Origin of the sequence: Vreelandella titanicae BH1 (assembly GCF_000336575.1) — a bacterium.
Taxonomy (GTDB): domain Bacteria; phylum Pseudomonadota; class Gammaproteobacteria; order Pseudomonadales; family Halomonadaceae; genus Vreelandella; species Vreelandella titanicae.
Genome location: NZ_AOPO01000005.1, coordinates 278,624 through 303,753, shown reverse-complemented (window position 1 = coordinate 303,753; position 25,130 = coordinate 278,624). Strand labels below are relative to the sequence as shown.

19 protein-coding genes and 2 tRNA genes are annotated in these 25,130 nt (G+C 54.1%); 6 read left to right on the top strand and 15 right to left on the bottom strand.

Annotated features, from left to right (window positions below; translation table 11 throughout):
* Positions 1 to 150 precede the first annotated feature (150 nt).
* The 4 genes from HALTITAN_RS12195 to sdhC are packed head-to-tail and all read right to left on the bottom strand — an operon-like array spanning position 151 to position 3,384.
* On the bottom strand, positions 151 to 861 hold the full coding sequence (locus tag HALTITAN_RS12195; protein ID WP_009287296.1) for a succinate dehydrogenase iron-sulfur subunit: 711 nt from the start codon (positions 859 to 861) through the stop codon (positions 151 to 153).
* A gap of 27 nt (positions 862 to 888) precedes the next feature.
* On the bottom strand, positions 889 to 2,661 hold the full coding sequence (sdhA, locus tag HALTITAN_RS12190; protein WP_022520468.1) for a succinate dehydrogenase flavoprotein subunit: 1,773 nt from the start codon (positions 2,659 to 2,661) through the stop codon (positions 889 to 891).
* Positions 2,662 to 2,665: 4 nt separating this feature from the next.
* Positions 2,666 to 3,013: a succinate dehydrogenase, hydrophobic membrane anchor protein gene (sdhD, locus tag HALTITAN_RS12185; protein WP_022520469.1), complete on the bottom strand. Its 348-nt coding sequence runs from the start codon at positions 3,011 to 3,013 to the stop codon at positions 2,666 to 2,668.
* A complete protein-coding gene (sdhC, locus tag HALTITAN_RS12180; RefSeq protein ID WP_196518187.1) occupies positions 3,007 to 3,384 on the bottom strand; it encodes a succinate dehydrogenase, cytochrome b556 subunit in 378 nt (125 codons plus the stop codon). Before sdhC ends, sdhD begins: the two co-directional genes overlap by 7 nt.
* 501 nt (positions 3,385 to 3,885) lie before the next feature.
* Here sdhC and gltA point away from each other — a divergent pair.
* The gene (gene gltA / locus HALTITAN_RS12175) at positions 3,886 to 5,172 is read left to right on the top strand and encodes a citrate synthase (protein ID WP_009287293.1); all 1,287 of its coding nucleotides are present in this window, start codon (positions 3,886 to 3,888) and stop codon (positions 5,170 to 5,172) included.
* A 622-nt stretch (positions 5,173 to 5,794) separates the two neighbouring features.
* Here the strand turns inward: gltA and HALTITAN_RS12170 are convergent.
* From HALTITAN_RS12170 to gltX, 3 genes are all read right to left on the bottom strand, one after another.
* Positions 5,795 to 5,870: transfer RNA gene (locus HALTITAN_RS12170), tRNA-Glu, on the bottom strand.
* A 48-nt stretch (positions 5,871 to 5,918) separates the two neighbouring features.
* A tRNA-Ala gene (locus HALTITAN_RS12165) sits at positions 5,919 to 5,994 on the bottom strand.
* Positions 5,995 to 6,128: 134 nt separating this feature from the next.
* Positions 6,129 to 7,613 carry a glutamate--tRNA ligase gene (gene gltX, locus HALTITAN_RS12160; protein ID WP_009287292.1) on the bottom strand — a complete coding sequence of 495 codons (1,485 nt, stop codon included), beginning with the start codon at positions 7,611 to 7,613 and terminating at the stop codon, positions 6,129 to 6,131.
* Between the two features lie 301 nt (positions 7,614 to 7,914).
* On the opposite strand from gltX, the gene HALTITAN_RS12155 reads away from it, so the two are divergent.
* Positions 7,915 to 8,439 carry a helix-turn-helix domain-containing protein gene (locus HALTITAN_RS12155; protein WP_176316289.1) on the top strand — a complete coding sequence of 175 codons (525 nt, stop codon included), beginning with the start codon at positions 7,915 to 7,917 and terminating at the stop codon, positions 8,437 to 8,439.
* A gap of 5 nt (positions 8,440 to 8,444) precedes the next feature.
* Here HALTITAN_RS12155 and HALTITAN_RS12150 read toward each other — a convergent pair whose 3' ends face one another.
* Positions 8,445 to 9,041, bottom strand: a complete 597-nt coding sequence (locus tag HALTITAN_RS12150; protein WP_039859308.1) for a hypothetical protein — start codon at positions 9,039 to 9,041, stop codon at positions 8,445 to 8,447.
* A gap of 221 nt (positions 9,042 to 9,262) precedes the next feature.
* Between HALTITAN_RS12150 and HALTITAN_RS12145 the strand changes: the two genes are divergently transcribed.
* Both HALTITAN_RS12145 and dusA read left to right on the top strand, forming a co-directional pair.
* Positions 9,263 to 10,069 carry a sulfite exporter TauE/SafE family protein gene (locus tag HALTITAN_RS12145; protein ID WP_039859307.1) on the top strand — a complete coding sequence of 269 codons (807 nt, stop codon included), beginning with the start codon at positions 9,263 to 9,265 and terminating at the stop codon, positions 10,067 to 10,069.
* A 198-nt stretch (positions 10,070 to 10,267) separates the two neighbouring features.
* Complete coding sequence (gene dusA, locus HALTITAN_RS12140; RefSeq protein WP_009287289.1) at positions 10,268 to 11,341, top strand: tRNA dihydrouridine(20/20a) synthase DusA; 1,074 nt, start codon at positions 10,268 to 10,270, stop codon at positions 11,339 to 11,341.
* A gap of 46 nt (positions 11,342 to 11,387) precedes the next feature.
* Here the strand turns inward: dusA and HALTITAN_RS12135 are convergent, their stop codons facing one another.
* Positions 11,388 to 12,842 (bottom strand): catalase, encoded by a 1,455-nt coding sequence (locus HALTITAN_RS12135; protein ID WP_009287288.1) that lies wholly within the window; start codon positions 12,840 to 12,842, stop codon positions 11,388 to 11,390.
* Positions 12,843 to 13,050: 208 nt separating this feature from the next.
* Complete coding sequence (locus HALTITAN_RS12130) at positions 13,051 to 14,082, bottom strand: succinylglutamate desuccinylase/aspartoacylase family protein (RefSeq protein WP_009287287.1); 1,032 nt, start codon at positions 14,080 to 14,082, stop codon at positions 13,051 to 13,053.
* Positions 14,083 to 14,288: 206 nt separating this feature from the next.
* Between HALTITAN_RS12130 and HALTITAN_RS12125 the strand changes: the two genes are divergently transcribed.
* Entirely contained in the window at positions 14,289 to 14,900 is a 612-nt protein-coding gene (locus HALTITAN_RS12125; protein ID WP_039859306.1) for a TetR family transcriptional regulator, read from the top strand.
* Positions 14,901 to 14,976: 76 nt separating this feature from the next.
* Positions 14,977 to 15,906 (top strand): alpha/beta fold hydrolase, encoded by a 930-nt coding sequence (locus tag HALTITAN_RS12120; protein ID WP_009287286.1) that lies wholly within the window; start codon positions 14,977 to 14,979, stop codon positions 15,904 to 15,906.
* A gap of 55 nt (positions 15,907 to 15,961) precedes the next feature.
* On the opposite strand, the gene HALTITAN_RS12115 is transcribed toward HALTITAN_RS12120, so the two are convergent.
* The 5 genes from HALTITAN_RS12115 to HALTITAN_RS12095 all read right to left on the bottom strand — a co-directional run bounded on the left by HALTITAN_RS12115 (position 15,962) and on the right by HALTITAN_RS12095 (position 24,992).
* Positions 15,962 to 16,648: a hypothetical protein gene (locus tag HALTITAN_RS12115; RefSeq protein WP_009287285.1), complete on the bottom strand. Its 687-nt coding sequence runs from the start codon at positions 16,646 to 16,648 to the stop codon at positions 15,962 to 15,964.
* Positions 16,649 to 16,834: 186 nt separating this feature from the next.
* Positions 16,835 to 20,023 carry an efflux RND transporter permease subunit gene (locus HALTITAN_RS12110; protein WP_027959768.1) on the bottom strand — a complete coding sequence of 1,063 codons (3,189 nt, stop codon included), beginning with the start codon at positions 20,021 to 20,023 and terminating at the stop codon, positions 16,835 to 16,837.
* Positions 20,023 to 21,294 (bottom strand): efflux RND transporter periplasmic adaptor subunit, encoded by a 1,272-nt coding sequence (locus tag HALTITAN_RS12105; RefSeq protein ID WP_039859346.1) that lies wholly within the window; start codon positions 21,292 to 21,294, stop codon positions 20,023 to 20,025. Before HALTITAN_RS12105 ends, HALTITAN_RS12110 begins: the two co-directional genes overlap by 1 nt.
* A 77-nt stretch (positions 21,295 to 21,371) precedes the next feature.
* Positions 21,372 to 22,835 carry a TolC family outer membrane protein gene (locus HALTITAN_RS12100; RefSeq protein WP_009287284.1) on the bottom strand — a complete coding sequence of 488 codons (1,464 nt, stop codon included), beginning with the start codon at positions 22,833 to 22,835 and terminating at the stop codon, positions 21,372 to 21,374.
* 225 nt (positions 22,836 to 23,060) lie between these two features.
* Positions 23,061 to 24,992, bottom strand: coding sequence for a sigma 54-interacting transcriptional regulator (locus HALTITAN_RS12095; protein WP_051052014.1), 1,932 nt, complete (start codon positions 24,990 to 24,992; stop codon positions 23,061 to 23,063).
* Positions 24,993 to 25,130 lie beyond the last annotated feature (138 nt).

Genomic DNA, 25,130 nt, shown 5'->3' with positions numbered 1-25,130 from the left:
GGCACCGGCTTTCAAACTTGTCTGATCAGCGGTGCGACGTGACGCCGCACCGCCTGACAAACCCTATGATAACAAGCGAAGCGCCATGATTTAAGTGGCATTATCACCCAACTTAAGTGGCAGGCGCTTTTTTACTAAGATGTCATAGGCTTAGGTAGCATCAGCGAGTAACATTTCGCGAATTTTACCAATTGCCCGGGTAGGGTTGAGCCCTTTTGGGCACACCGCTACACAGTTCATGATGCCACGGCAACGGAACACCGAGAACGGATCTTCCAGGTTGCTCAACCGTTCGCTGGTAGCCGTGTCACGTGAATCGGCCAGGAAGCGGTAAGACTGCAGCAAACCGGCCGGGCCGACAAACTTCTCGGGGTTCCACCAGAACGACGGGCAAGACGTTGAACAGCATGCACATAGAATACACTCATACAAGCCATCTAGCTTGTCGCGCTCTTCTGGCGACTGCAGACGCTCAATGGCCGGTGCAGGCGTATCGTTCTGCAGGTACGGCTGAATACGCTCGTACTGCTTATAGAACAGCCCCATATCCACGACCATATCGCGAATAACCGGCAGGCCCGGCAGCGGGCGCAGGGTCAGCTTGTTGTTTTTGACAACGTCTGACAGCGGCGTGATACATGCCAAGCCGTTTTTGCCGTTCATGTTCATGCCGTCTGAACCGCAGACGCCTTCACGGCAGCTGCGACGAAACGCCAAACCGCTGTCTTGTTCCTTCATCATATGAAGAACATCCAGCACCATCACATCGCGGCCTTTAGTATCGACCTGAAACTCCTGCATGTAAGGTGCGGAGTCGGTTTCCGGATTGTAGCGGTATACGGATACCTGAAGATTGGACATAGTGACTCCCTCTCGTCTATGCGGCGTTTAGTAGGTACGAACCTTAGGCTCGAACGTATCAACGGTTTTCGGCTTGAAGTTAACGTCGCGTTTTTTCAGCTCTTTCGTCGCTGGGAAGAAGAGCGAGTGCTTCAGCCAGTTGACGTCATCACGGTCTGGATAGTCGTAACGCGAGTGGGCGCCGCGGCTCTCTTTACGCTCTAGGGCAGCGATCGCCGTCGCTTCAGCCACTTCCATCAAGTTATCAAGTTCCAGTGCTTCTACACGGGCAGTGTTGAAGGCATTGGACTTGTCAGGCAAGTAGGCATTAGCGATGCGCTCGCGCAGCAGCGCTAGCTTGTCGACGCCTTCCAGCATGTTTTTCTCTTCGCGGAATACGCCGAAGGAGGTCTGCATGATTTCCTGAAGCTCAGCTTTCAGCTCAGGAATACTTTCACCACCCTCAGACTCATTCCAGCGCGTGATCCGCTTCATGGCCGACTCAATGTCAGACTCGGAAGCGTCCAGGTACTCAATGCCTTCGTTCAGCGCGCCTTCAATAAACATGCCTGCAGCACGACCGAAGACCACTAGATCAAGTAGCGAGTTACCGCCCAAGCGGTTAGCACCGTGAACAGAAACACACGCTGCTTCACCACAGGCAAACAGGCCGTTAACGATATGATCGTTACCGCTTTCGTCCATGGTAATCGCCTGACCATGAATATTGGTCGGAATACCGCCCATCATGTAATGGCAGGTCGGTACGACCGGGATCGGGTCTTTTGCCGGATCGATGTGAGCAAACGTCTTGGAGAGCTCAACGATACCAGGTAGGCGCTTACCAAGTACTTCTTCACCCAGGTGATCAAGCTTCAAGAAGACGTGATCGCCCTTCTCGCCACAGCCACGACCTTCCAGAATTTCCATGACCATCGAACGGGCGACAACGTCACGGCCCGCCAAATCTTTGGCATTCGGCGCATAACGCTCCATAAAGCGCTCGCCGTCTTTGTTGATCAGGTAGCCACCCTCACCGCGGCAGCCTTCTGTGACCAGCGTGCCCGCACCGTAAATACCGGTCGGGTGGAACTGCCACATTTCCATGTCTTGCATCGGGAAGCCCGCACGCAGCGCCATGCCAATACCGTCACCGGTGTTAATCAACGCATTGGTTGTGGAAGCATAAATACGGCCTGCTCCACCAGTAGCTAATACTGTGGCCTTGGACTTAATGTGAACCACTTCGCCCGTCTCGATACACATGGCGATACAGCCGACCACATCACCGCTGGCATTTTTGACCAAATCCACTGCATACCACTCATTGAGGAACACGGTATTGTTCTTCAAATTATTCTGGTAAAGGGTGTGCAACAGCGCGTGGCCGGTACGGTCAGCAGCGGCACAGGTACGAGCCGCCTGGCCACCTTCACCGAAGTTCTTCGACTGACCGCCAAACGGGCGCTGATAAATGCGACCGTTATCTAAACGCGAGAACGGCAGGCCCATATGCTCGAGCTCGAATACCGCTTTCGGGCCTTCAGAACACATATACTCCGCCGCGTCCTGGTCAGCGATATAGTCGCCGCCTTTAACGGTGTCGTACATATGCCAGCGCCAGTCATCATTCGGGTCATCGGACGCAATCGCGCAGGTAATACCACCCTGGGCAGAAACGGTGTGAGAGCGGGTCGGGAAAACTTTCGATAACACGGCCGTCTTTTTGCCGGACTTCGCCAGCTCCAGAGCGGCTCGCAGGCCAGAGCCACCGCCACCAATAATAATGGCGTCAAACGTCAGGCTACGCAGATTAGACATGTAATCAAGCTCCCCACAGAATTTGAATGCCCCACACCAAGTACACGAAAATGCCCAAGATGATGACAGCTTGGACACCCACGCGCAGGCGAGTGGACTTGAGATAGTCGGTGGTGACGGTCCACAGACCAATCCAGGCGTGTGCGGCTAAGGCGACGAACGCCAGTAGCGAGAAAATCCGCATCCACGTCTGGCTGAACAGACCGCTCCACGTGTAGTAATCGAGGTTCGGATTAAACAGCAGAAAGGCAACGATAAAGACCGTGTAGAGGGCCAAAATAACAGCAGAAACGCGCTGCATCAGCCAGTCAGAAAGCCCACTACGGCCAAAACTTGTAATGTTAGTTACCATACCCAAACTCCTGCCAGAATAATCAGAACAGCGCTGACCACGACGGTGATCTGCGCTTTTTTAACGCCACCCTCAAGGGTTACCCCAATATCGGCATCCATCAGCAGGTGCTTGATACCTGCTACAAAGTGGAATGCCAGTGCGGATAACAACCCCCAAGCAATCAACTTAGCCAAAAAATTATTGGCCAGTGCATCGCTAACGGCGTCGAAACCCGCAGGAGATGACAAGGACTTGCCCAGCGCCCAAAAAGCGAAAATCAGGCCAACGAACAGGATGACACCCGTGATGCGGTGTGTGATCGACGTCAGCGCCGGCAGTGGGAAATGTATCGTAGTAAGGTCTAGGTTTACGGGTCGTTTGCTATTCACGGCTTTGTACACACTCTCTTGGCCCGCTCTGCGACAGGTCGGGCATGGCCCGAGCGGGCGGTGGTTGCTGGAAGGGGCTCGGCCGTTGCCAAGTCGGGCACGACCACCTACCTGCCGGTCGCGCGCCGTGGATTATAAGAACCTTCGCCCTCGCTTACAAACCGAACTCAGCCCTAACTCGACTATGGTGCAAGAAAATTGTCCGCATCCTGAGTCGATTTTGCGCTGCAGCATGGTTATAGTGACAGTAGATTAGCAATTTGATAAGCCTGTTAACATATCATGTTAGCCTATCGTCAATCTTCTGACGCTTCGCCATAATGTAGGCTTTTTCATCGTATACAAAAACTATTCAAAGCAACAATATTTGTACAACCTGCAGCTAGCGCTTAGGCTAATTGACAAAATGTCGCACACTTCTATAGTGGGCAAGCCTTTTCGCCGGCGCGGTATGCGCAGCAATGACTTTACGTCCCAACCCGAATTCGAAAGGAGGCCAGCATGGCTGACAGGAAAGCGACATTGACGGTAGACGGTCTGGATAAACCGATCGAGCTACCCATGTATTCCGGCACACTTGGCCCCGACGTCATCGACGTACGCGGTTTAGGCGCTGAAGGCCTGTTCACCTACGACCCCGGCTTTATGGCCACTTCTTCCTGCCAGTCTGCCATCACTTATATTGATGGCGGCAAGGGCGTGCTGCTACACCGCGGCTACCCGATTGATCAACTGGCCAAAGAGTCCAATTTCGTAGAAGTGTGCTACACCCTGCTGTTTGGTGAGTTACCCAACGACGAGCAGTACGCGGATTTTGAATCGCGCATTCGCAACCACACCATGGTTCACGATCAGATCAACAACTTCTTTAAAGGGTTCCGCCGCGATGCCCACCCGATGTCTATTTTGTGCGGTGTAGTGGGCGGCTTAGCGGCCTTCTACCACGACCACATGGACATCACTCAAGAGGAAGATCGCGTGATCAGCGCGATCCGCCTGATCGCCAAGATGCCTACCCTGGCGGCAATGTCCCATAAGTATAATGTGGGTCAGCCCTTTAACTACCCGCGCAACGATCTGACCTATGCAGAGAACTTCCTCTACATGATGTTCAGCAACCCTTGCGAAGAGTACAAAATCAACCCGGTATACGCGAAAGCCATGGATCGCATCTTCATGCTGCATGCGGATCACGAGCAGAACGCCTCTACCTCGACTGTACGCTTGGCAGGCTCCACGGGGGCCAACCCATTCGCTTGTATTAGCGCAGGTATCGCGGCACTTTGGGGCCCCGCTCACGGCGGCGCCAACGAAGCCGTGCTGGCTATGCTCGACGAAATCGGTGAAGACTCCGAAGAGAACATCCAGCGCTTTGTTGATAAAGCCAAGGATAAGGACGACCCGTTCAAGCTAATGGGCTTTGGTCACCGCGTGTATCGCAACTTTGACCCGCGCGCCAAGGTAATGAAAGAGACCTGCGACGAAGTACTTGCAGAGCTCGGCATGGCCGACGACCCTCAGCTTAAAATCGCCAAGCGTCTTGAGCAAATTGCCCTAGAAGACGAGTACTTCATCGAGCGGAAGCTGTACCCGAACGTTGATTTCTACTCAGGCATCATTTTGAAAGCCATGGGTATCCCCACCAATATGTTCACCGTGATCTTCGCGGTATCGCGCACTATTGGCTGGATCTCGCATTGGCACGAAATGCTCAGCGAAAGCTACAAAATCGGTCGTCCGCGCCAGCTCTATATTGGCCACGACCAGCGTGACTATCCGAAAAAATAAACCATCCCCGCTTGACAGTACGATCAAAGGCCACCTTCGGGTGGCCTTTTGCGTATGGGCTGATTAACGCTCTGGTTCATAGACCACCAACGCACCACCACATGCGCTCGCGACCATTCACTAACCTACCAGATGCCTTGAGCAAGCTCTCCCCTTAGAGACCACCCCTTGCCCCTTCTGAGCCTAGGACGCTGCGATAGCCGGATGCAACATTGAAGGACGTCAAAAACGCCTAATTCGACTCCATTATCGCTTGACTTTTTTGCTTCTGGATCCTGCTCAAGGTTTTCCACACTATCTGTGGATAACCCTGTTCACAACCACTTCAAAACGTCCCGAAATCGCCATGGGCAGTGGGCCAGCCTTAAATTGGTTATTTTTTAACCTCCTGTAAGTCATTGTTTTTTAAAGACTTAAGTTCTGTTAAAGATTTTTTGCGTCAACAACAAGGGGTTGTGCACAACCTTTAAGCCAGAATCGCAAAAGTGGACAAGTCAAGCACAAAATCGTCCAAAAATTGTCGATTTGTAGCTCTTTTGTGAACAGCGGGAATACAAAAAGCCAGCAAATGAGAAGACTCATTGCCAGAGAAATAAACGATTAGGGAGGGATGCTGAATTAGTGGCGTCCCATAGGGGGTTCGAACCCCTGTTACCGCCGTGAAAGGGCGGTGTCCTAGACCACTAGACGAATGGGACGTATATCGAGCTGCTTCGCGAAAGGTACTGATAACAAGTACTACTAATTGGTGGAGCCTAGCGGGATCGAACCGCTGACCTCAACACTGCCAGTGTTGCGCTCTCCCAGCTGAGCTAAGGCCCCACATGTCGCGAAGACGGAGCGTATAATACTGATTCCGCTGGCCTTCGTCAACAGAAAAAACGCCAATTTCCTAAGGATGAGAAATTGGCGCTAGCGCTATCTCATGCGCGGTTAGCTGATTTTACTAAACTATTTCACGAAGCGATCTCACGAAATTCTTTTTCAAAGCGCTTGGCCTGCTTTTTCGAGACGCCGCCCAATACCTCTATCGCACTACGCAGGCGTGCCCGGGTAACGTCTGAACCCAGAATCGCCATGGCGTCCATCACTGAGGTGCTGGACGCGCTGCCGGTAATGGCAATAAACACCGGCGCCAGAAAGGCTTTCATTTTCAAGTCAAAGTGCTCAGCCAGCGTTTTCACCTCGTTCAACAGCGCCTCTTTATGCCAAGCCGAAACGCCCTCGAATCGCCAAACAAGGAATTGAAGCAGTTTGACCAGCTCCTCTTCCTCGAGCTTCACGCTATCAAACGACGCTTTTGTTAGCGCCGGAAGACCAGAGAAGAAGTGCCCTGCCAACGGCATTACCTGGGAGAGCGTCTCTACCCGTGGTCGCACCTGCGGCAGTATCTGCTTAACGTAAGCTTCATTGAAAGCCCAGTCACGCAGTGCGCTCAACAGTGCATCATCATCCAGGTCTTCACGGATATACACACCGTTTAACCAGGTCAGTTTCTCCAGATCAAATACAGGGCCACCTAACGAGACACGCTGAACGTCAAACTCCGCCATCATCTCTTGTAGACTGAATTTCTCGCGCTCATCAGGCATCGACCACCCCATCCGCCCCAAGTAGTTGGTAACGGCCTGGGGTAAAAAGCCCATCCGACGATAATAATTGATGGAGGTCGGGTTTTTGCGCTTAGAGAGTTTGGATTTATCGGGGTTGCGCAGCAACGGCATGTGACAAAGTTGCGGCATTTGCCAACCAAAATACTCATACAGCAGTTGGTGCTTTGGTGCGGAGTTAATCCACTCTTCCCCACGCAGCACATGGGTGATCGCCATTAGATGATCGTCGACCACATTGGCGAGGTGATAAGTGGGCATGCCGTCTGATTTAAGCAGAATTTGCGCGTCCACCTGCGCCCACTCCACTTCAATCGTACCGCGCAGCATATCGTTGACCACACAAACGCCTTCGGCAGGCACATTCATGCGCACTACATAAGGCCAGCCTTCCTGTTCACGGCGTGCTTGCTCCTGGCTCTCCAATGCTAAGTCAGCAGGCTTCAATGCCAGGTGCAAGCCCGCAGCCTTGCGGGTTTCACGCAGTTCATCAAGCTCTTCACTGGTGCGGTAACACTTAAATGCATGCCCGGCATCCAACAACTGCTGGGCGTATTGAGCATATATATCGCCACGCTCGCTTTGCCGATAAGGGCCGTGGGGGCCGCCAACATCCGGGCCTTCATCCCACTCAAGACCCAGCCAGCGCAGTGAATCGAGAATCATCTGCTCCGACTCAGGAGTAGAGCGCACCCGATCAGTGTCTTCAATACGAAGAATGAATTGGCCACCGTGCTGACGCGCAAAACATAGGTTAAAAAGCGCGATGTAGGCCGTGCCAACGTGGGGGTCTCCTGTGGGAGAAGGTGCAATGCGAGTACGTACGGTCATGAAAACGTCCTATTGGCAAAAATGCATGGCGATATTATACGCACCTTAGGCGCAACCAACAGCGTCGCGCAGGGAACGACTAGCGCAAGAAAGCGTCAGAGAAATTAACTCAACGTTATTTGTCCACTAATGCGCGCTAAAGCACAATCGCTTAGTATGGCACTGCAGCAACATCTTGGGTGCATACCCCAAGCTTGAGATAGACCAATAAAAGTATGTTCATAGCTCCACTATCTATATTAGAGAAATTTATAGTGGAAGACATTCAACGAGCTTGTTAGCTCATCATCAGGAAGACGAAATGGAATCGCTAGGCTCACGTATCAAGCAACTGCGGCTTAGGGCCAAGCTCAACAAAGCTGCTCTCGCACGCAAAGTTGGCGTGTCAGATGTCACCATTTCTTATTGGGAATCTGGGGCGATCAAACAGATCGGTCACGAACGCCTTGTGGCGCTCGCTGATGCACTCGACTGCTCCCTGGCAACTCTATTGGAAGGTGATAGCGCCCCCGAGCTATTAACGTTGACCCATACTGGTCCCCTCCCCTGGGAACAGGTACAGGCAACGACCATTAAAGTGCCCAGTCACCTCCCGCTGAACATCGACTGGAAAGCACCGTGCGTAATGGCAACACCCGGCCCAGGTACAGATTTTTCACCCGTTAATGCTGGCGATCTTCTGCTACTCGGGCCGACCCATGTGTTTCACAAAGCGGGCCACTATGTAGTGCAACGCGACGATCGTTTCGTCATTGAGCACTTCACAAAAGCCCCAAGCGACACATCGATTCATGCAGTACTGCTAGCCCATTGGCATCCTGCCTAAAGCGTCTACCTCCCCGGACTCTCTAGCACCTCCACCTGGTCACGCGTTTGCCTTGGCTCACTCCCCACCAAGAAGCGTCGTGAGTAGGTGGCCACTTGGCCCAGCCCATGGCGGGATTGATTTACCAGCTCTCCCGCCAGGTGCTGGCCCTCGTGGCCAATACGCGCTTGAACGGCTTCCGGCTGCACACTGCCTTCGGAAACCTCAACCTGTACTATATAGCCACCATCGGGTAAGCCACTGCCAGGGCCAAATGGTCCCGCTGCGAACACGCCATTCTCTATACGCGTCCGCTCACGCCAACGCACGCTGCTGATCTCGCGTTCGACAATAATCTGTACCAGCGTTTCATCGGGCAAGTTGCTCTCGCCTTCCACCATTAAACGCCGATCACTGCGCAGCGATACATGCGCCATTATCTCGACGACAAGAGGCGCCACCTCTTCTGCCGCAGCCACGTCTATCTCAGCAGCTGTGGGCTCAGGGGCTGATGTTTGTTCTGCAGTTGATACCGACTCACTCGGCTCGTCTGTTTCGCCACAGCCTACCAGTAGCGCAACGGATATCATCAACACACCAACACTGCTTAATACATTGCGCATATGCACTCCAAAATATTGCCCCGGAGCCTGTCAGGCTTGACCGATCGTCGCGAAAAGCACACGAATTTGCAGTAGATCAGCATTCAGTCTGACAGGCTCCTAGCAGCTTACCACTGCATAGCCGCCACCACAGTGGAATACTTGTATTGGCCCCGCGACAGGCACCGCTTCAGGTACAATATGCTTATCATGCTAACAAGACACTTTTAGGAGCAGCGGCTTTGGACATCATTTGGTGGTTGGCCTATATAGCACTGGGCGGTTTTGTGGGCTTGATGGCGGGCTTATTGGGGATTGGTGGCGGCGGCATTATGGTGCCAATTCTGACGTCGCTTTTCGTACTCCAAGGCGTGCCCCACGAGCACCTTGCCCACTTGGCTTTAGGCACCGCCATGGCGGCCATCATTCCCGCCTCTACCGCTAGCCTGCTTTCCCACCATCGGCACGGAGCCGTTCGCTGGGACATCGTGCGCTTTATTACCCCTGGCATATTAATCGGCACCTTTTTGGCGACCTTTATCGCTGCGCTGCTGCCCACCCGCGGCCTTGCCATCTTTTTCGCCTGCTTTATGGTGCTAATGTCGCTCCAGATGCTGGCAAACATCAAGCCCAAACCGAGCCGCGGCTTACCCGGCCCTATCGGCGTAAGCGGTGTGGGGTTGGGCATCGGTGGCATTTCCGCGCTCGTTGCTATTGGCGGTGGCTCACTAACAGTGCCCTTCCTCACCTGGTGTAACGTCATGCTACCCCGAGCAATAGGCACCTCAGCAGCCGTAGGACTCCCTATCGCAGTTGCTGGTGCACTTGGCTACATAATCAACGGATGGTCTATCCAAGGACTGCCCAGTGCAGCGCTCGGCTACGTTTACCTGCCCGCGCTACTGCTCATGGCGCCCTTCAGTATCCTAACGGCTCCCATCGGAGCAAAATTAGCGCATAGGCTGCCCGTCAAACTTCTCAAACGAGTATTCGCGTTTATGCTGATGGGGCTGGCACTGCAGATGGTGTATGCGGTGTTTACTGCTTAAACCCAGGCTTTAGCGTAAGGTCCTTTCTCGGAATGCTAAAATGGGCAGTATATGAGAAACTGCCGTCCTTTTTACGGCGCTTGCGAATCGTTGCCATACTTGCCTCTCAGATGTACCAAATCAAAAGCGGCTCAAGTACCAAATATGTACCAACGAACCATGTAAAACGCCGCCCAACCACTGTAAATATGAACAGTTATGAATGATACCACAACCGCGCAAACCCGCATGAAGTCTGGCATTGCCCGCCCGGAGCTGGATAGAACTTTCTCCGTCGCGCCTATGATGGACTGGACAACCCGCGATTACAGAGCGCTAGCACGCACCTTAACCAAGCGTGCGCTGCTGTATACCGAGATGGTCACTACCGGTGCGATTTTGCACGGGACGCCCCGTGAGCGCTTTTTGGGCTATAACGAGGTGGAGCATCCACTTGCACTGCAGTTAGGCGGCAGCGACGCCAGTGAGCTGGCTGAGTGCGCAGCGATTGCCGAAGCCTGGGGCTATGACGAGGTGAACCTGAACGTCGGCTGCCCGAGTGACCGCGTGCAGAACAACCTGATTGGCGCGTGCTTGATGGGCTACCCCGAAAAGGTGGCAGAGGCAGTGCGGGCAATGCAGGCTGCGGTGTCTATTCCGGTCACGGTGAAGTGCCGTATTGGTATTGATGACCAGGATGAGGACGCTGATCTTGAGCGGTTTATCGCTATCGTTGCTGACGCAGGCTGCGAGGTGTTTACCGTTCACGCCCGTAAGGCGTGGCTGCAGGGTTTGTCGCCTAAACAGAACCGCGATGTGCCGCCGCTTAACTACCCCCGTGTTCATCGTCTAAAGCAGAGCCGCCCTGAATTGCATATTGGCATTAACGGCGGGATTAAAACGCTGGCGGAGTGCCAAGCGCAGCTTACCCATGTGGATAGCGTGATGGTGGGGCGTGAGGCGTATCAAAACCCGTGGCTGCTCGCTGGTGTCGATGAACAGTTGTTTGGTGAGCAAGGCCCGGCAGAGAGCCGTTTGGATGCTGCGAACGCTTTCCGGCCGTATATTCAGCAGCGCTTGGATGAAGGCGCGAAGCTGAATCATATTACCCGCCACCTGCTGGGTTTATTCCAGGGTTGCCCCGGCGGCAGGCGCTTCCGGCGTCATTTGTCAGAACACGCCCATAAAGAAGGCGCAGGATTGCGCCTATTTGATGAAGCGTTAAGTTTAGTGCGTGAGCCAGAGGCTCAAGACACACAGCCCGCCGCCCTTTCTGCCCCCCTTCCCGCTTAAGCGTTGAAGGTGTGGACGGCGCGCCGTGTGCTTAAAAAGTCACGCGTTAGCCGCCTTTCACGCCTTTAGCGATGCGGTCGCCGACTTCCTGGTCAATATTGCGCCAATACTCAAACGCACGCTGAAGCACCGGCTCCGTAACACCATCCGATAGATGACCAACAACGTTCGACACCAAACGGTCACGCTGGGCGTCATCCATCACTTCACGCACCAGGGTATGGGCCTGCCCCCAATCGTCGTCATCGCGGCGCAGGGTGTAGGCGGTGCGCACAAAGTCACCACTCACTTCCCAGGTGTTATCCATAGGGTAGCGCTCAGCATCGGCAGAGGGGCCGCCTTTCGAGTTGGGTGCATAAACCGGGTCGGTGACATTTTGCACCCGCATCGCGCCATCTTTAGTGTAGCTGTGCACCGGCGACTTCGGCGAATTCACCGGGATCTGCTTATAGTTCACGCCAAGCCGCGCGCGGTGGGCATCGGCGTAGGAGAACCCACGCGCCAGCAGCATTTTATCAGGGCTTAAACCGGTACCTGGTACCATATTATTGGGCTCAAATGCCGCTTGCTCGATCTCGGTGTGATAATCCGTGGGATTACGATCCAAGATGAGTTTACCCACTTCAATCATCGGGTAGTCCGCATGGGGCCACACTTTGGTCAGATCGAAGGGGTTATAACGGTAGGTCTTCGCCTCTTCAAACGGCATGATCTGCACTTTCAGCGTCCAGCTGGGGTGATCGCCATTTTTAAGGGCTTGATAGAGGTCGCGGGTATGGTAGTCAGCGTCTGCGCCAGCCATTTTGTCCGCTTCTTCCTGGGTGAGGAAATCGATTCCCTGGTCGGTTTTAAAATGGTACTTGACCCAAAACCGCTCACCCTCTGCGTTGATCCACATATAAGTATGGCTGGAATAGCCGTTCATATGACGCCAGGTTTTCGGGATACCCCGATCCCCCATCAGCCAAGCCACTTGGTGAGCCGATTCAGGCGACAGCGTCCAGAAATCCCACTGCATATCATGGTCACGAAGATTGGTATCTGCGCGGCGCTTTTGCGAGCGGATAAAGTGCTGAAACTTCATCGGGTCGCGAATAAAGAACACCGGTGTATTGTTCCCCACCATGTCGAAGTTGCCTTCTGTGGTGTAGAACTTGATCGAGAACCCGCGCGGATCACGCCATGTGTCCGGGCTACCCCGTTCGCCGGCCACGGTTGAGAAGCGCATCAGTGTTTCAGTGGTCGTGCCCGGCTGGAACACGGCTGCCTTGGTGTACTTGCTGACATCATGAGTCACTTCAAAGCGCCCAAAACCGCCGCCACCTTTGGCGTGAGGCTGACGCTCGGGAATACGTTCACGGTTAAAGTTTGCCATCTGCTCAATCAAGTAGTGATCGTTGAGCAGAATCGGGCCGTTGGGTCCTATGGTAAGCGAGTGTTCGTCACTGGTGACCGGTATACCCGCATCTGTCGTGGTGTGATTAGGTTTATCGCTCGTCATCGCTTTTCCTCCATGTCACGGTAGACGTGGCGTTTGATCGCCACTCGTTCGAGTCCGATGAAAGCTTAGCTATTTGTTTTGGGTGTTATCATTTTGAGTAGCCGCTAACAAAGCCCGTCCTTAGGTATAGTCAAATGGCTACTGACTTGCCATTTATAGTAGCTAATCCTTAACTATTGAAGCGATAGCGTTGAGTTATGAACTACGATTAATAAAACGAATCAGGTGGCGGCACCAAGCTTGAGTTAAAGCTCTCAATAGCCGTTTCTGCCTCATCAATTTCATCAAAACGGGCAATATGGAATAGCGCCTCTCCTTCATTGGCCAGCGGCAAGCGACTCATGCCAATCACAATACCGTCGGCAGCGGCGCGCACTTCGCCTTCATCATTGCCAAAAGGGTCAGCGACTTTGCCCAGCACCTCGCCTTTCGCAACGCGGGCGCCTAGGCGCACCTTGGGGCGCAAAATGCCGTCGATAGGTGCCCGAGCCCAGCTTGACCCTTTGGCAAGCTCCGCGGGTGCTGGCGTGCGGCGGCGTTGTTCGCCGGTCAGCATGCCTAGTCGGCGCATGACTCGCAGCACACCGCGAACCCCTGGGGCAATCGCCCACTCGTCAAAACGCAGCGCCTCGCCGGCTTCATAGGTCAGCACTGGAATCCCGCGGTTCTGAGCGTAGTGGCGCAGGCTACCTTCACGCAGTTCCGCATTTAGCACTACGGGCGCACCGAAAGCATCGGCCATACGCTCGGTTTCGCTTCCAGGACGGAGCTGGGCACGAATTTGCGGCAGATTAGTGCGGTGGATTGCACCGGTATGTAGGTCAATAATATGGGTAGCGTGATCGACGATTTGTTCGCGAAACAGATTTGCAATACGGCCGCCAAGTGACCCCGACTCGCTGCCTGGAAAACAGCGATTTAGATCACGCCGATCAGGCAAATAGCGGGTTTGCTGCAAGAAACCAAGTACGTTTACAACCGGCACAGCGATCAAGGTACCGCGGATACTACTAATCGCTTTCGCGCGCAGTACCCGGCGGACAATCTCCACGCCGTTGATTTCATCGCCGTGAATGCCACCACATACCAACAGCACTGGTCCATCCTTACGGCCATGAACGACTTCGACAGGAATATGCAGGGGCGTATGGGTATATAAGCGCGCCACCGGCACATCAACTTGTAAGCGTTGGCCGGGCATAATGGTATGTTCGCCCAGCTGAAAAGGAGCTCGCGCCATGCTTTCTGTCCTGTTTTTTTAATTCGTTTTGCTCACGACATTAGGGCCAGTTTCATTGCCTGTTTATACGCTTTCAGTCGTGAAATGACGAATTTGTTAACCCACGTTATGAGATGGCTCATTTAACCATACAGTTTTGAATGTAAATGTTCTCCCTCTTAGGTTAAAATATGACCATACTGTGTCGATAATGAGGTTGCATTTCCATGGCAAGAAAGACCAAAGCAGAAGCGGCTGCTACACGAGAAGCACTGCTTGAAGCTGCTGAAGAGGTATTTTTTGCCAAGGGCGTGGCGCGCACCTCCTTAGAGCAAATTGCTCGCCATGCAGGCCTTACTCGCGGCGCCGTTTATTGGCACTTTAAAAACAAAGGCGACCTGTTCATGGCGCTGGTTGAACAGGTGCGTATGCCCTTCCAATCGCTGATGGATGAGGTCGACAAAGCCGACGCCGAATTATCACCATTGGAGTCTATACGACTGGCCTGCCATGCGGGTTTAGTGCGCCTTGAGCAACCTTCTTATCAGCGAATACTCTCCATCCTGCTGCATCGCTGCGAGTTCTTCAGCGATATTAACCCGCTCGACATGCAGGAGCAGATCGGCAACGAGTGTTTTGAAGAGATGCTGAATGTCTTTGTGCTCGCTGAGCAGCAACAATTGTTGCGCGAAGACCTTAGCCCCGAAATTGCAACGCGCTTGATGCAGTCCATGCTGGGAGGCCTGTTCCACGACTGGCTACGTAACCCCGGAGCTTTTTCGATTCGGGAACGCGGTGGCGAGCTGATTGATACCTCTATTCGCATGATGCAGCGTTAAACATTGCACCCACTCTCGCTGCAATGCAGCAAGTATGCTTATACTGGCCCCACTGTTCTAGCCGTGTGAGTACCCTATGGATGCCTTGGAGTTTGTTCGCATACGCGAATTAGAAGTCGCCGTACGCATTTGGAACCCTACTGCCCCCCGCACTTTGATCGCCTGGCATGGCTTTGCTCGTCACGGTGGCGACTTTAGCGCGCTGGCGCGGGAACTCGGCAGTGAATGGCGGATTATCGCCCCAGACACCCCGGGCCGCGGCTTATCAAGCTGGTCGCTTTTCCCTGCTCACGACTACCTTTATAGCCATTACGTGACAGTAGCAATCGCACTGCTTGACCACTTTGAACTCGATTACATCGATTGGCTGGGCACCTCGATGGGTGGCCTGCTAGGTATGTTGATCGCCGCTGACCCACAACACAGTGGGCGTATTTCCCGGCTGATTCTTAACGATGTGGGCCCCGAGCTGAACACGCAGGGTCTTATTGGTCTCTCCAGCTATTTCGGCGTTACCCACCGCTTCTCTAACTTCAGCGAACTCCAACAAGAGCTCAATCAGCACTACGCTAGTTTCGGTATTACCGGTGAATCCGCATGGCGCGAACTAGCGCTCAACAGTGCCCGTCGGTTACCGGATGGTAGTTGGACGTATCACTTTGATCCGCGCATCGGCGAGCAGTTTGTACACGATACGCCGCGCGACATGTGGGCAGACTGGGCGAACATTCGCTGCCCGACGATGGTGATACGCGGTGAGGAGTCCACACTTTTAGACCCGGAAACACTACCGCGGATGACCGCAGCACAGCCTAAGCTTGTGACGCTTACAGTGCCTGACTGTGGTCATGCGCCCATGCTGGATAAACCAGCACAGGTAGACCCCATTCACGACTTTTTAAACCGCCCCGCACCTCGTCCTACCTCCGTTGATAAGACGCAAAACGCCACTGTCTGGCAGCGTGCAGTGCAGTGGCTGACACAGCAGTGGCGGCGTTGGAAATAACCGGGATGCCTAGCATTTAGGCTTCCCGGTGACGCCCTTCAGATAGAACGTCGTATTAGTGGGAGGTGGAGTAATGGGTTGAGTGGCGATTTTTCTGGTTTAGCCGCAGTCTATTCAAACGAACTCGCGTTTCGAGATACGCCTTCTCAGAGACGCTGCGATAGGCGCCCTCTTCAGGTAAGTACTTCACCAGCACTCGGCGCTCCCCCTGTACAGGTAGGGCATCGTGCTTGCTCAGCAGTTTGACCCTGCTATTGGGCTCATTATCAATGACTGCGAACGCCTGCCCACCAGTACCTTCGCGCTCAGTCACCACCACCGTTTGCCCCAGTAAACAGCGGCGCGTGAAGGGGCGATAACGGTGCAGCCCACGGTGCAAGGCCTGGCAGAGCATAGCCGCCAAAGGCGAAGCAACCACCAGCGTAGCCCATAGCACCAGCACCCCTACCGGTATACGTATCAAGCCAAGCGGTAGCCACCGCAATACCAGTAGTTCGATCACCAATGTAAGCACTGCTGCAATGGTCAGAATCACCGTCAAGGCCAGCGTCGCGGGAACCCCAGCGAAGCCTAGAGAAACCAGCGTGCTGGCGAGATGGTCTTCTTTGAGGCTATCGCGTTCAAACAGCTCCAGAGGGGCTAAACGGATAATCACTAACAGCCAGTAAAGAGCCAACAACCCGAGTAGCAACGTAAAGACGATGGTCGGAAACTGCGTAGCAGCGTGCAGTAGATCGTTCATGATGGCGCCTCCCCCGGTACTTAGCCGGTGATGTATTGTTACTTCCAGCTTAGTCCAGATTAGCTTTTGGGCGCCACCTCTACCTTGATCTTAGTCAGCTAGCTTGATTATCGTGACCGCAATAAAAAGCGGGTGCCATCCGAAGATAGCACCCGCCTGTTCTTGATGGTGGTTAATCGCTAAGGACTAGGCTTTGTCATGCTCAAGTGCCGACTGTGAGCTATCATGCCTATTCCCTTTCATCTTGCGACCTAGCCAATCAGAAACGGTTGCAATCATGGCGTAGAAGCTGGGAATAAACAGGCTGCCCAAGGTGGCAACTGAGAACATACCCATAGCGACCGTGGTACCAATGTGATGACTGCTCACGTCGCTGGCACCGGTCGCCAATGCGAGCGGTAAGGTACCAAAGATAAATGCCAGGGAGGTCATCACGATGGGACGAAAGCGCAGCTCTGCTGCTGTAATCGCCGCTTCACGGATTGATTTTCCCTGCTCCTTACGCTGCAGTTCGGCGAATTCGACAATCAGGATGGCATTCTTCGCCGCAAGCCCGACCACCACCAACATGCCGATCTGCACATACACACTGGTGTCCAGCCCGCGCAACGCGATACCCCCAATACCCCCCAGGAAAGCAAAAGGCGTTGCAGTCAATACCGCTAGCGGTAAAGACCAACTCTCATACTGAGCCGCCAGGATCAGGAAGACCATCAATAGGCCGAAGACAATCGCTAGCGTCGCGGCGCTGCCCATATTGGACTCTTGGTATGCGGTACCCGTCCAGCCCATGCCCCAGTTGCTGCCCAGCGCTTCCTCCACGACTTCGTTCATTGCTTCGATCGCCTGAGCTGAGCTATAACCAGCAGCTGGCTCACCCTGGAACATTGCACCGGCATAAACGCCGAAACGGGACACTACCGACGGACCGGTTTGGCGCTCAAGCTCGACAAATTCAGAGAGCGGAATACGTTCGCCATTTCCGCCACGCACGTAAACGCTGCTGACGTCTTCCGGCGTCTTCCGGAATTCATCTTCGTTTTGTAGATAGACCTGAAAATTACGGTTTTGATAGCTGAAGTAGTTCACAAAGCCGTTACCAAAGGTATTACCCAGAGCCGAGTTAATGTTCTCCAGCGCCACGCCGTAACTTAATGCTTTTTGCTGATCAATGTTGGCACGATAAGACGGGACATTAACGTTGAACGTTGTAAATACCCGGTTCAAGGCAGGATGCTGGTTAGCTTTCTGCATGATTTGCAGCGATGCTTCATACAGCTCACGTGCCGATGCACCATCAAAGGACTGCAAGTAGCCGGTAAAACCACCAGTGGTCGAAAGCCCCATGATAGGTGGCAAGTTAAAGGCCATCGCGGAACCACCATCAATACTTGCGCCCAACCCCATAATGCGCCCTACAAGTTCTGTGGCAGTCAAATCACGCTCAGACCAAGGGCTTAGATTGATAAACATTACCCCCCGAGCGGTATTCACGGAACTCGACAAAATGTCATAGCCCGCCACCGCGGAGGAGTATTCCACACCGGGAATATCTTCAATCGCTGCACTGAGTTTTGACATATAGCGCTGGGTGCGATCCAGCGACGCGGCGTCAGGAAGCGACACGCTGACCAGCACAACCCCCTGGTCGGTTTCCGGCACCAGCGTTGAAGGCGTATTGGCGTAGAGCCAGTAGGAACCAACCCCTGTCGCTACCGTGAGCGCTAATGCTAACACCCAAAACCGTACCAAGCCTTTTACGACCCACATATAGGCAGCGGTGATCCCCGCAAACAGTCGGTCAAACAGGCGTAGCGGTGTATTTAGGGCGCGTTTGAATTTGGACTGCCCGGCACCGGCGATTTTGTGCTTGATAAAAATCGCTGACAGAGCAGGGGTAAAGGTCAGCGCCATTAACGCCGAAATGGCCACCGAGATCGCCACGGTAATTGCAAACTGCTGGTAAATCTGCCCGGTAAAGCCGCCCAGGAAAGCCACGGGTACAAACACGGCTGCCATGATCAACGAGGTCGCAATCACCGGCCCGCCGACTTCTTTCATCGCCCGAATAGTCGCGTCGCGTACACTGATATCGTCCTCTTCACTCAGCACGCGCTCGACGTTTTCCACTACAAGAATGGCATCGTCGACCACTATCCCTATCGATAGCACCAAGGCAAATAGCGTCAGCAAGTTGATTGAAAAACCAAACATGTAGAAGCCTGCGAAGGTACCTACGACCGCAACCGGCACCACCGACATGGCAATCACGGTGAAACGCCAGTTCTGCAGGAAAATAAACAGAATGACGATAACGATCAGAAAGGCTTCAATAAAGGTGTGGAGCACCGTTTCCACGGAGGCATCAATAAACAGGGTGGTATCATAAGGGGCAACATACTCAAGCCCGGGCGGGAAGCGACCGGCTAGTTCCTCCATGGTATCCCGCACACCCTGCGCAGTTTCCAGCGCGTTAGCACCGGGCTGCTGGTTAATAATAATCGGCGTCATGGTTGAGCCGTTCAAACGCGCATCAACCCCGTAAAAAGATGCCCCAAGTTCAATACGCGCGACGTCTTCCAAGTGTAGCGAAGAGCCGTCGTTATTGGTGCGTAGGTAAATATTACGGAAGTCGTCGACATTATTAAGGCGGCCGCCAGCGGTAATCGTATAGGTGTACGCACGCGGCTCACTTTGCGGCGTCGATGCCAAATTGCCCGCAGGCACTTCAGTATTTTGTGCCCTAATCGCGCTGGCCACTTCACTGGGCGTCAGGTCGTACTGGGCCAACTTATCCGGATCCATCCAGATACGCATGGCAAACTCGCCGCCGCCCAACACCTCGGCATTACCCACACCCGGCACCTGGCGCAGTTCATCAAGCACGTTAAGGGTCGCGTAGTTCTGCATATAGATGTTGTCGTAGTCGCCATCAGGCGAGGTCAACGCGATAAACATCAAAATCGAGTCAGAGCGCAGCTCAACGGTGACACCTTGTGACTGCACGGCCTCAGGTAACTGCGAAAGCGCTCCCTGAACCCGGTTGTTGACGTTGATGGTGTTAATGTCGCCGTCGGTGCCGATGTCAAACGCCACGCTTAAGCTCATGAGGCCGTTATCGGCGCTGTTGGAGGTCATATAAAGCATGTTCTCAACGCCGTTAATGGCTTCGGCGATGGGAGCCGCCACCGTTTGCGCAACGGTTTCAGCGTCCGCCCCAGGGAACTGCGCTTGCACCGATACCGTCGGCGGCACCACGCTGGGGTACTGCTCAATCGGTAGAATACGCATGGACATCACGCCCACCAACGTCACGATAATCGCCAATACCGTGGCAAATATCGGGCGGCTGATGAAGAAGTTAGAGAAGTTCATTATTGCGCACCCTCTTCTCCTTCAGCGGGCTGGTCATCACCTGCCCCCTCTTCCATTGTCTCTGCCGCTTCAGACTGCTGTTGGACCTCTTCTTGCTCCACATCTTCAACGATGTCCTCAGCGTTACCAGCAAACGGCTGAGGGTCAATCACCATACCCGGCTCTAAACCAGCGGGGTCGCCGACCACTACACGATCTCCTGGCTCAAGCCCCTCACGAATCAACTGCCATGGGCCAGCCACTTCGCCCAATGAAACAGTCCTTTCGCGGGCTTTGTCCTCGTCATCCAGGACAAACACTTGCGGGCCCATTAGCCCTTGGGTAACGGCAATTTCCGGGACTGCCATCACATCAAAACGCTTCAGGCCCTCGATGCGTACACGTACAAATTGGCCGGGCAGTACGGTCGCCTCAGGGTTTTCGAAGGTTGCGGATGCCTGCACGGTACTGGTGCCGCTATCGACTCGTGAGCCCAGGAAGTCCAAATGCCCTTCTAATTCGGAATCGCTGCCGCCACTCACGCCAGGAATGCTCAACCGCGCACGAATATCCGACGTATCACCGCCGTCACTCAACTGACGACGCAGCTCAAAGGCATCCCGCTGAGGCAGTTGGAAACGAACTTCCAGCGGATCCAGCGGGGTGATCGTAGCCAGCCCCGTACCCGAAGTCACCAAATTGCCCACGTTAACTTGGCTCAAACCGATCATGCCTGAGACAGGAGCCGTCACCTGGGAATAGCCTAAATCCAGGTTGGCACTGGTCAAAGCGGCTTCTGCTTGGGCGACGCTCGCCTGAGCTACTCGTTGGTCGGCCAACGCCTGATCATACTGCTGGCGACTCACTGAGTTTTGGCTTAATAACTGCTCGAAACGCTGGGCATCACGCTGGGCGCGGGCAAGCTCGGCACGAGCGCTCTGTAAATCGGCTTCACGCTGATTGACCGTGGCCTGGTAAAGATCGGGCTCGATGGTGTAAAGACGATCCCCCTCCTCCACCAACTGGCCGGGTTCAAAGTGGCGTTCCTCCAGAAACCCATTGACTCGGGCCACCAAAGTGACTTCATCATCACTGCGTAGCAGTGAGGGGTACGACTTATCCAACGGTATATCTTGACGCACCATTTCGGCCACTTCGACCTTATGAGGTGGAGCTTCTTGCTGGGCACCCTGTTGAGGCGCCTCGGCTTGTTCTTGACCGCAGGCTGAAAGTGCCAGCGCAGCTACTAGCGTCACCAGACTCGCTCGGCGTGAGTGAATCATCTTCTTCATACGTTGCATTCCCATATATCTTTTTTAAGGTGACCGATAGCACATGCGCACCTGAATCACTTCCAACCGACAAGCCATTACGTGCCAGGTTGGGGCGGTGCACCGATGTTGAGCGCGGACTCATAGCGGTCGTTGCCACCGCTTTCGGGCAAGGTGAAATTCACCTCATCGCCGGTTAACCACGCATTGACTTCTTCAATGGCGTCTACATCCAGGCGCCCGGCCTGCTGACGCAGTGAGAGCAGGTTAACGACATAGTCGTAGCGAGCCTCGGCGTAGTTGGCGATGGCGTTATACAAATTCTGCTCAGCGTTCAAAACGTCCACGATGTTACGGGTGCCGACTTCGTAACCGGCGCGCGTCGCTTCCAGCGCACTTTGGTTGGATACAATGGCCTGCTCGCGAGCCTCGACAGTTTCCACATCGTTGCTGACTTGAGTGTACAGAGAGCGAACCTGTTGAATTGACGAACGACGCTGGGACTCGAAATCATACTGGCTGCTTTCAAGTTGATAAGTCCCCTGGCGGATGCTGGCGCTGGTACTGCCGCCGGTGTAGACGGGTAAATTAGCGCGTATGCCTACTTGGCTAGAGGAGTCATTTCCAGTGGTGTTATCAATATCACTGTCGCCATACTGATAGTTGCCAAAGGCTGAAAGGGTGGGCAAACGACCCGCACGGGCAATTTCCACACCGCTGCGTGATACCTCAATCCCCGCCTGTTGCGCCAATACCTGAGGATTGCGCTCAATGGCTTGCTCTACCCAGTAGTCGCGGTTGCTGGGTTCCGGGAGGGCGATTGGCATACTGTCGCCCAACGCTTCAATACTGGCGTAGCGCTGGCCGGTCAGCTGCTCTAGTGCCTCAAATGCCACCTGCAGATTACTCTCTGCGGCAATGCGATCAGCACGGGACTGGTCAAAGGTAGCCCGGGCCTCTTCGACTTCGGTAATCGCAATCAAACCGACCTCAAACTGTTCGCCTGCCTGTTCAAGCTGACGGCCAATGGCTCGCTCTTGGGCAAAACGCGCTTCGAGGACTTCATAAGCCCGCAAAATATCAAAATAGGCGCTGGCCACGTCAATTAATAGCTGCTGTTCGGTAGCTGCCAGCAGGTATACCTGCTGGTCAATCTGCCGCTCGGCCTGAGTGACTTGGCGGCGCGTGACCTCATCATAAAGCGCTTGGGTGGCTTCGAGGGTGAGCGCTACGGTGTTGTAACGGTCATCACCAGCGCTCACATTACCCGTTCCAGCCCCTGTTCCCGCTCGGGATGAACCCTGACTTTCATATTGCTCGTTATGCGCCACGGTGCCCGAGGCGTTAATTTGGGGGAGTAACCCACCGCGGGCAACGTCTCTGCCTGCTTCAACACCCAAATACTCCGAGCGCGCCGAAGCAAGCTCAGCGTTATTATCCAACGCATCACGGGTAATCGTGATGAGGTCGGCGGCTTGAGCAGGCAATACAAAAGAAGCAGTAAATACCGCTAACAGTAGGGGTCGTAAAGGGGCATTGACTGCCCAGTGTGCCAGTCGCATGGGATTGCCTCTAGGTATCAGCGTCAGATGGTAAACGCGCTTAGTCTCTCAACCTGCTTGTCCTGCAGAAAATTAAGCCACTCGCACGTTAAGCCATTCAGAAAGATGAGCATTATAGTTACATTCATGTATGTATGCTAGCCTTGAACAATCTATAAATATGTGTGCAGCCTGTTGTCAAGTCGCATCCAACTTACCTTAGTCCAAAGCATGGTGGTTTGGCGATTAATGCGGCGCTCTTTTACGAAATTCCCGCGCATCGATACCCCATTTAGTTAGCCGCGAGGCCAGCGTAGTGGGTTTAATACCAAGCAGTTCTGCCGCGCCCCCGGTCCCAGAAATTTTACCTCTCGCCTGTTCCAGAGCGGCAATCGTGCTCGCCCGCCGACGTTGGCTCAGCGCCTGCTCAGTCAGCAGCGTTGCTTTACTTTGCTCTCCGCCGGTGTGGCGCAACGTCGGCATTGGTTGAGCACGCCCCATCGAGCGCGACGGCTCTCCCGATAGCAGGTCATCAAACATTAAGCGTCGATCCTGGGTCACGATGACTTGGCGCTCGATGATGTTTTCCAGTTCACGAATGTTGCCTGGCCATGGGTAGCGCTGCAGAATCTCCAACTGGGCGGGGGGAATGCGCACTCCCGGCTTATTAAATTTCAGGCAGGCACGCTGTAAAAAGTGCCGCGCCAGTAGCGGCACATCCTCAATCCGCTTGCGCAGCGGTACCGAATCAATAGGAAACACATTGAGTCGAAAATAGAGATCTTCACGAAAGTGGCCCGCATCGATCATGTCGCGCAGTTCGCGATTGGTGGCGGCAATCACCCGCACATCCACTTCGCGGGTACGGTTATCGCCTACGCGCTCAAATTGCTGATCCTGCAGCACCCGCAACAGCTTACTCTGCAGCTCCAGGGGGATTTCACCGACTTCATCCAAAAATAACGTGCCGCCGTGAGCAAGCTCAAAACGCCCTGGACGATCCTGTACCGCGCCGGTAAACGCGCCTTTCACATGGCCAAAAAACTCGCTCTCAAACAGATCACGGGGAATAGCCGCACAGTTCACGCGGATCAGCGGTCGATCGCTGCGCGTACTCCCCGCATGGATGGCGCGGGCAATCAGCTCTTTACCGGTGCCTGACTCGCCGCTAATCAACACGTTGGCGCTAGTGGGCGCAACCAGCTCAATCTGCTGAATCAGCTTGGCCACTGCCGGACTATTGCCGACAATATCGCGATGATTTAGCTCCGCTTTTATCTCTTCCTGGAGGTACTCATTTTCCAGTTCGAGGCGCTGCTTGAGTGACTCCACCTCAGCAAGGGCATCGCGCAACTGCTGCTCAGCACGCTTGCGCTCACGAATATCACGAAACAGCACCACCGCCCCGACCAAACGCCCCATTTCAAAAATCGGTGTACTCGTGTACTCAACGGGAATTGCCTCACCATTTTTGTGCCAGAACACCTCGTTATCGACATGATGCACCTGACCATCGCTAAACGAGGCGTGAATAGGGCACTGCTGCACCGGGAAGTGACTGCCATCGGCGTGGGTGTGGTGGAACATCAGGTGAGCGTCGTGGCCCACCATATCCTCGGTACTCCAGCCCAGAATTCGCTCGGCGGCAGGATTAACGAAGGTTGTTTTGCCTTCGGCATCCAGACCGTAAATCCCCTCGCCCGCTGCGCCAAGAATCAGTTGGTTCTGCTTTTCAATCCGCTCGAATACCTGCTCGACCCGCTGCCAACCCACCTCACCCTGGCGGTGCTGGCGGCCTAATTCCGCTTTTGCTCGCCGCTGCTCAGCTTTATTGCGGTCTATAAGCGTCAGCAACAGCTGTGAAGAGTCGTCGATACGCTGAGCATAAACCTCAACTCGATACGGCTGGCGCAGCATATCTAACATCACCAGGTCATCCGACCAGGCCGCTTTGTGTGTTAGCGCTTCATCGGTGAAGCTCACCCATAGTGACAGCGAAGCACCCAAGCGATGGCTAAACGGTGCCTCCAAAGGCATTGCTTCATCAATATTGAGCAGCGCGCAAGCGGCATAATTCGCAGCGAGCAGTTGGTCGGCAAACGGATCGACCAAAATCATCGCCAGAGGCGAAAAGCCACCCATCAACGCAAAAGCGTGATGACGTTCAGGCTCATCCATTAGTGTCGGTCTCAAATGAGTTGTCCCATCACCATTCAATTACCGCGCCAGTTACGACATTTCGTCACTAAAACAACGAAATATCGTAGTTTACGATATTTCGTAACACCTTAAACGCTCCAAAAACATCCTCTAAAA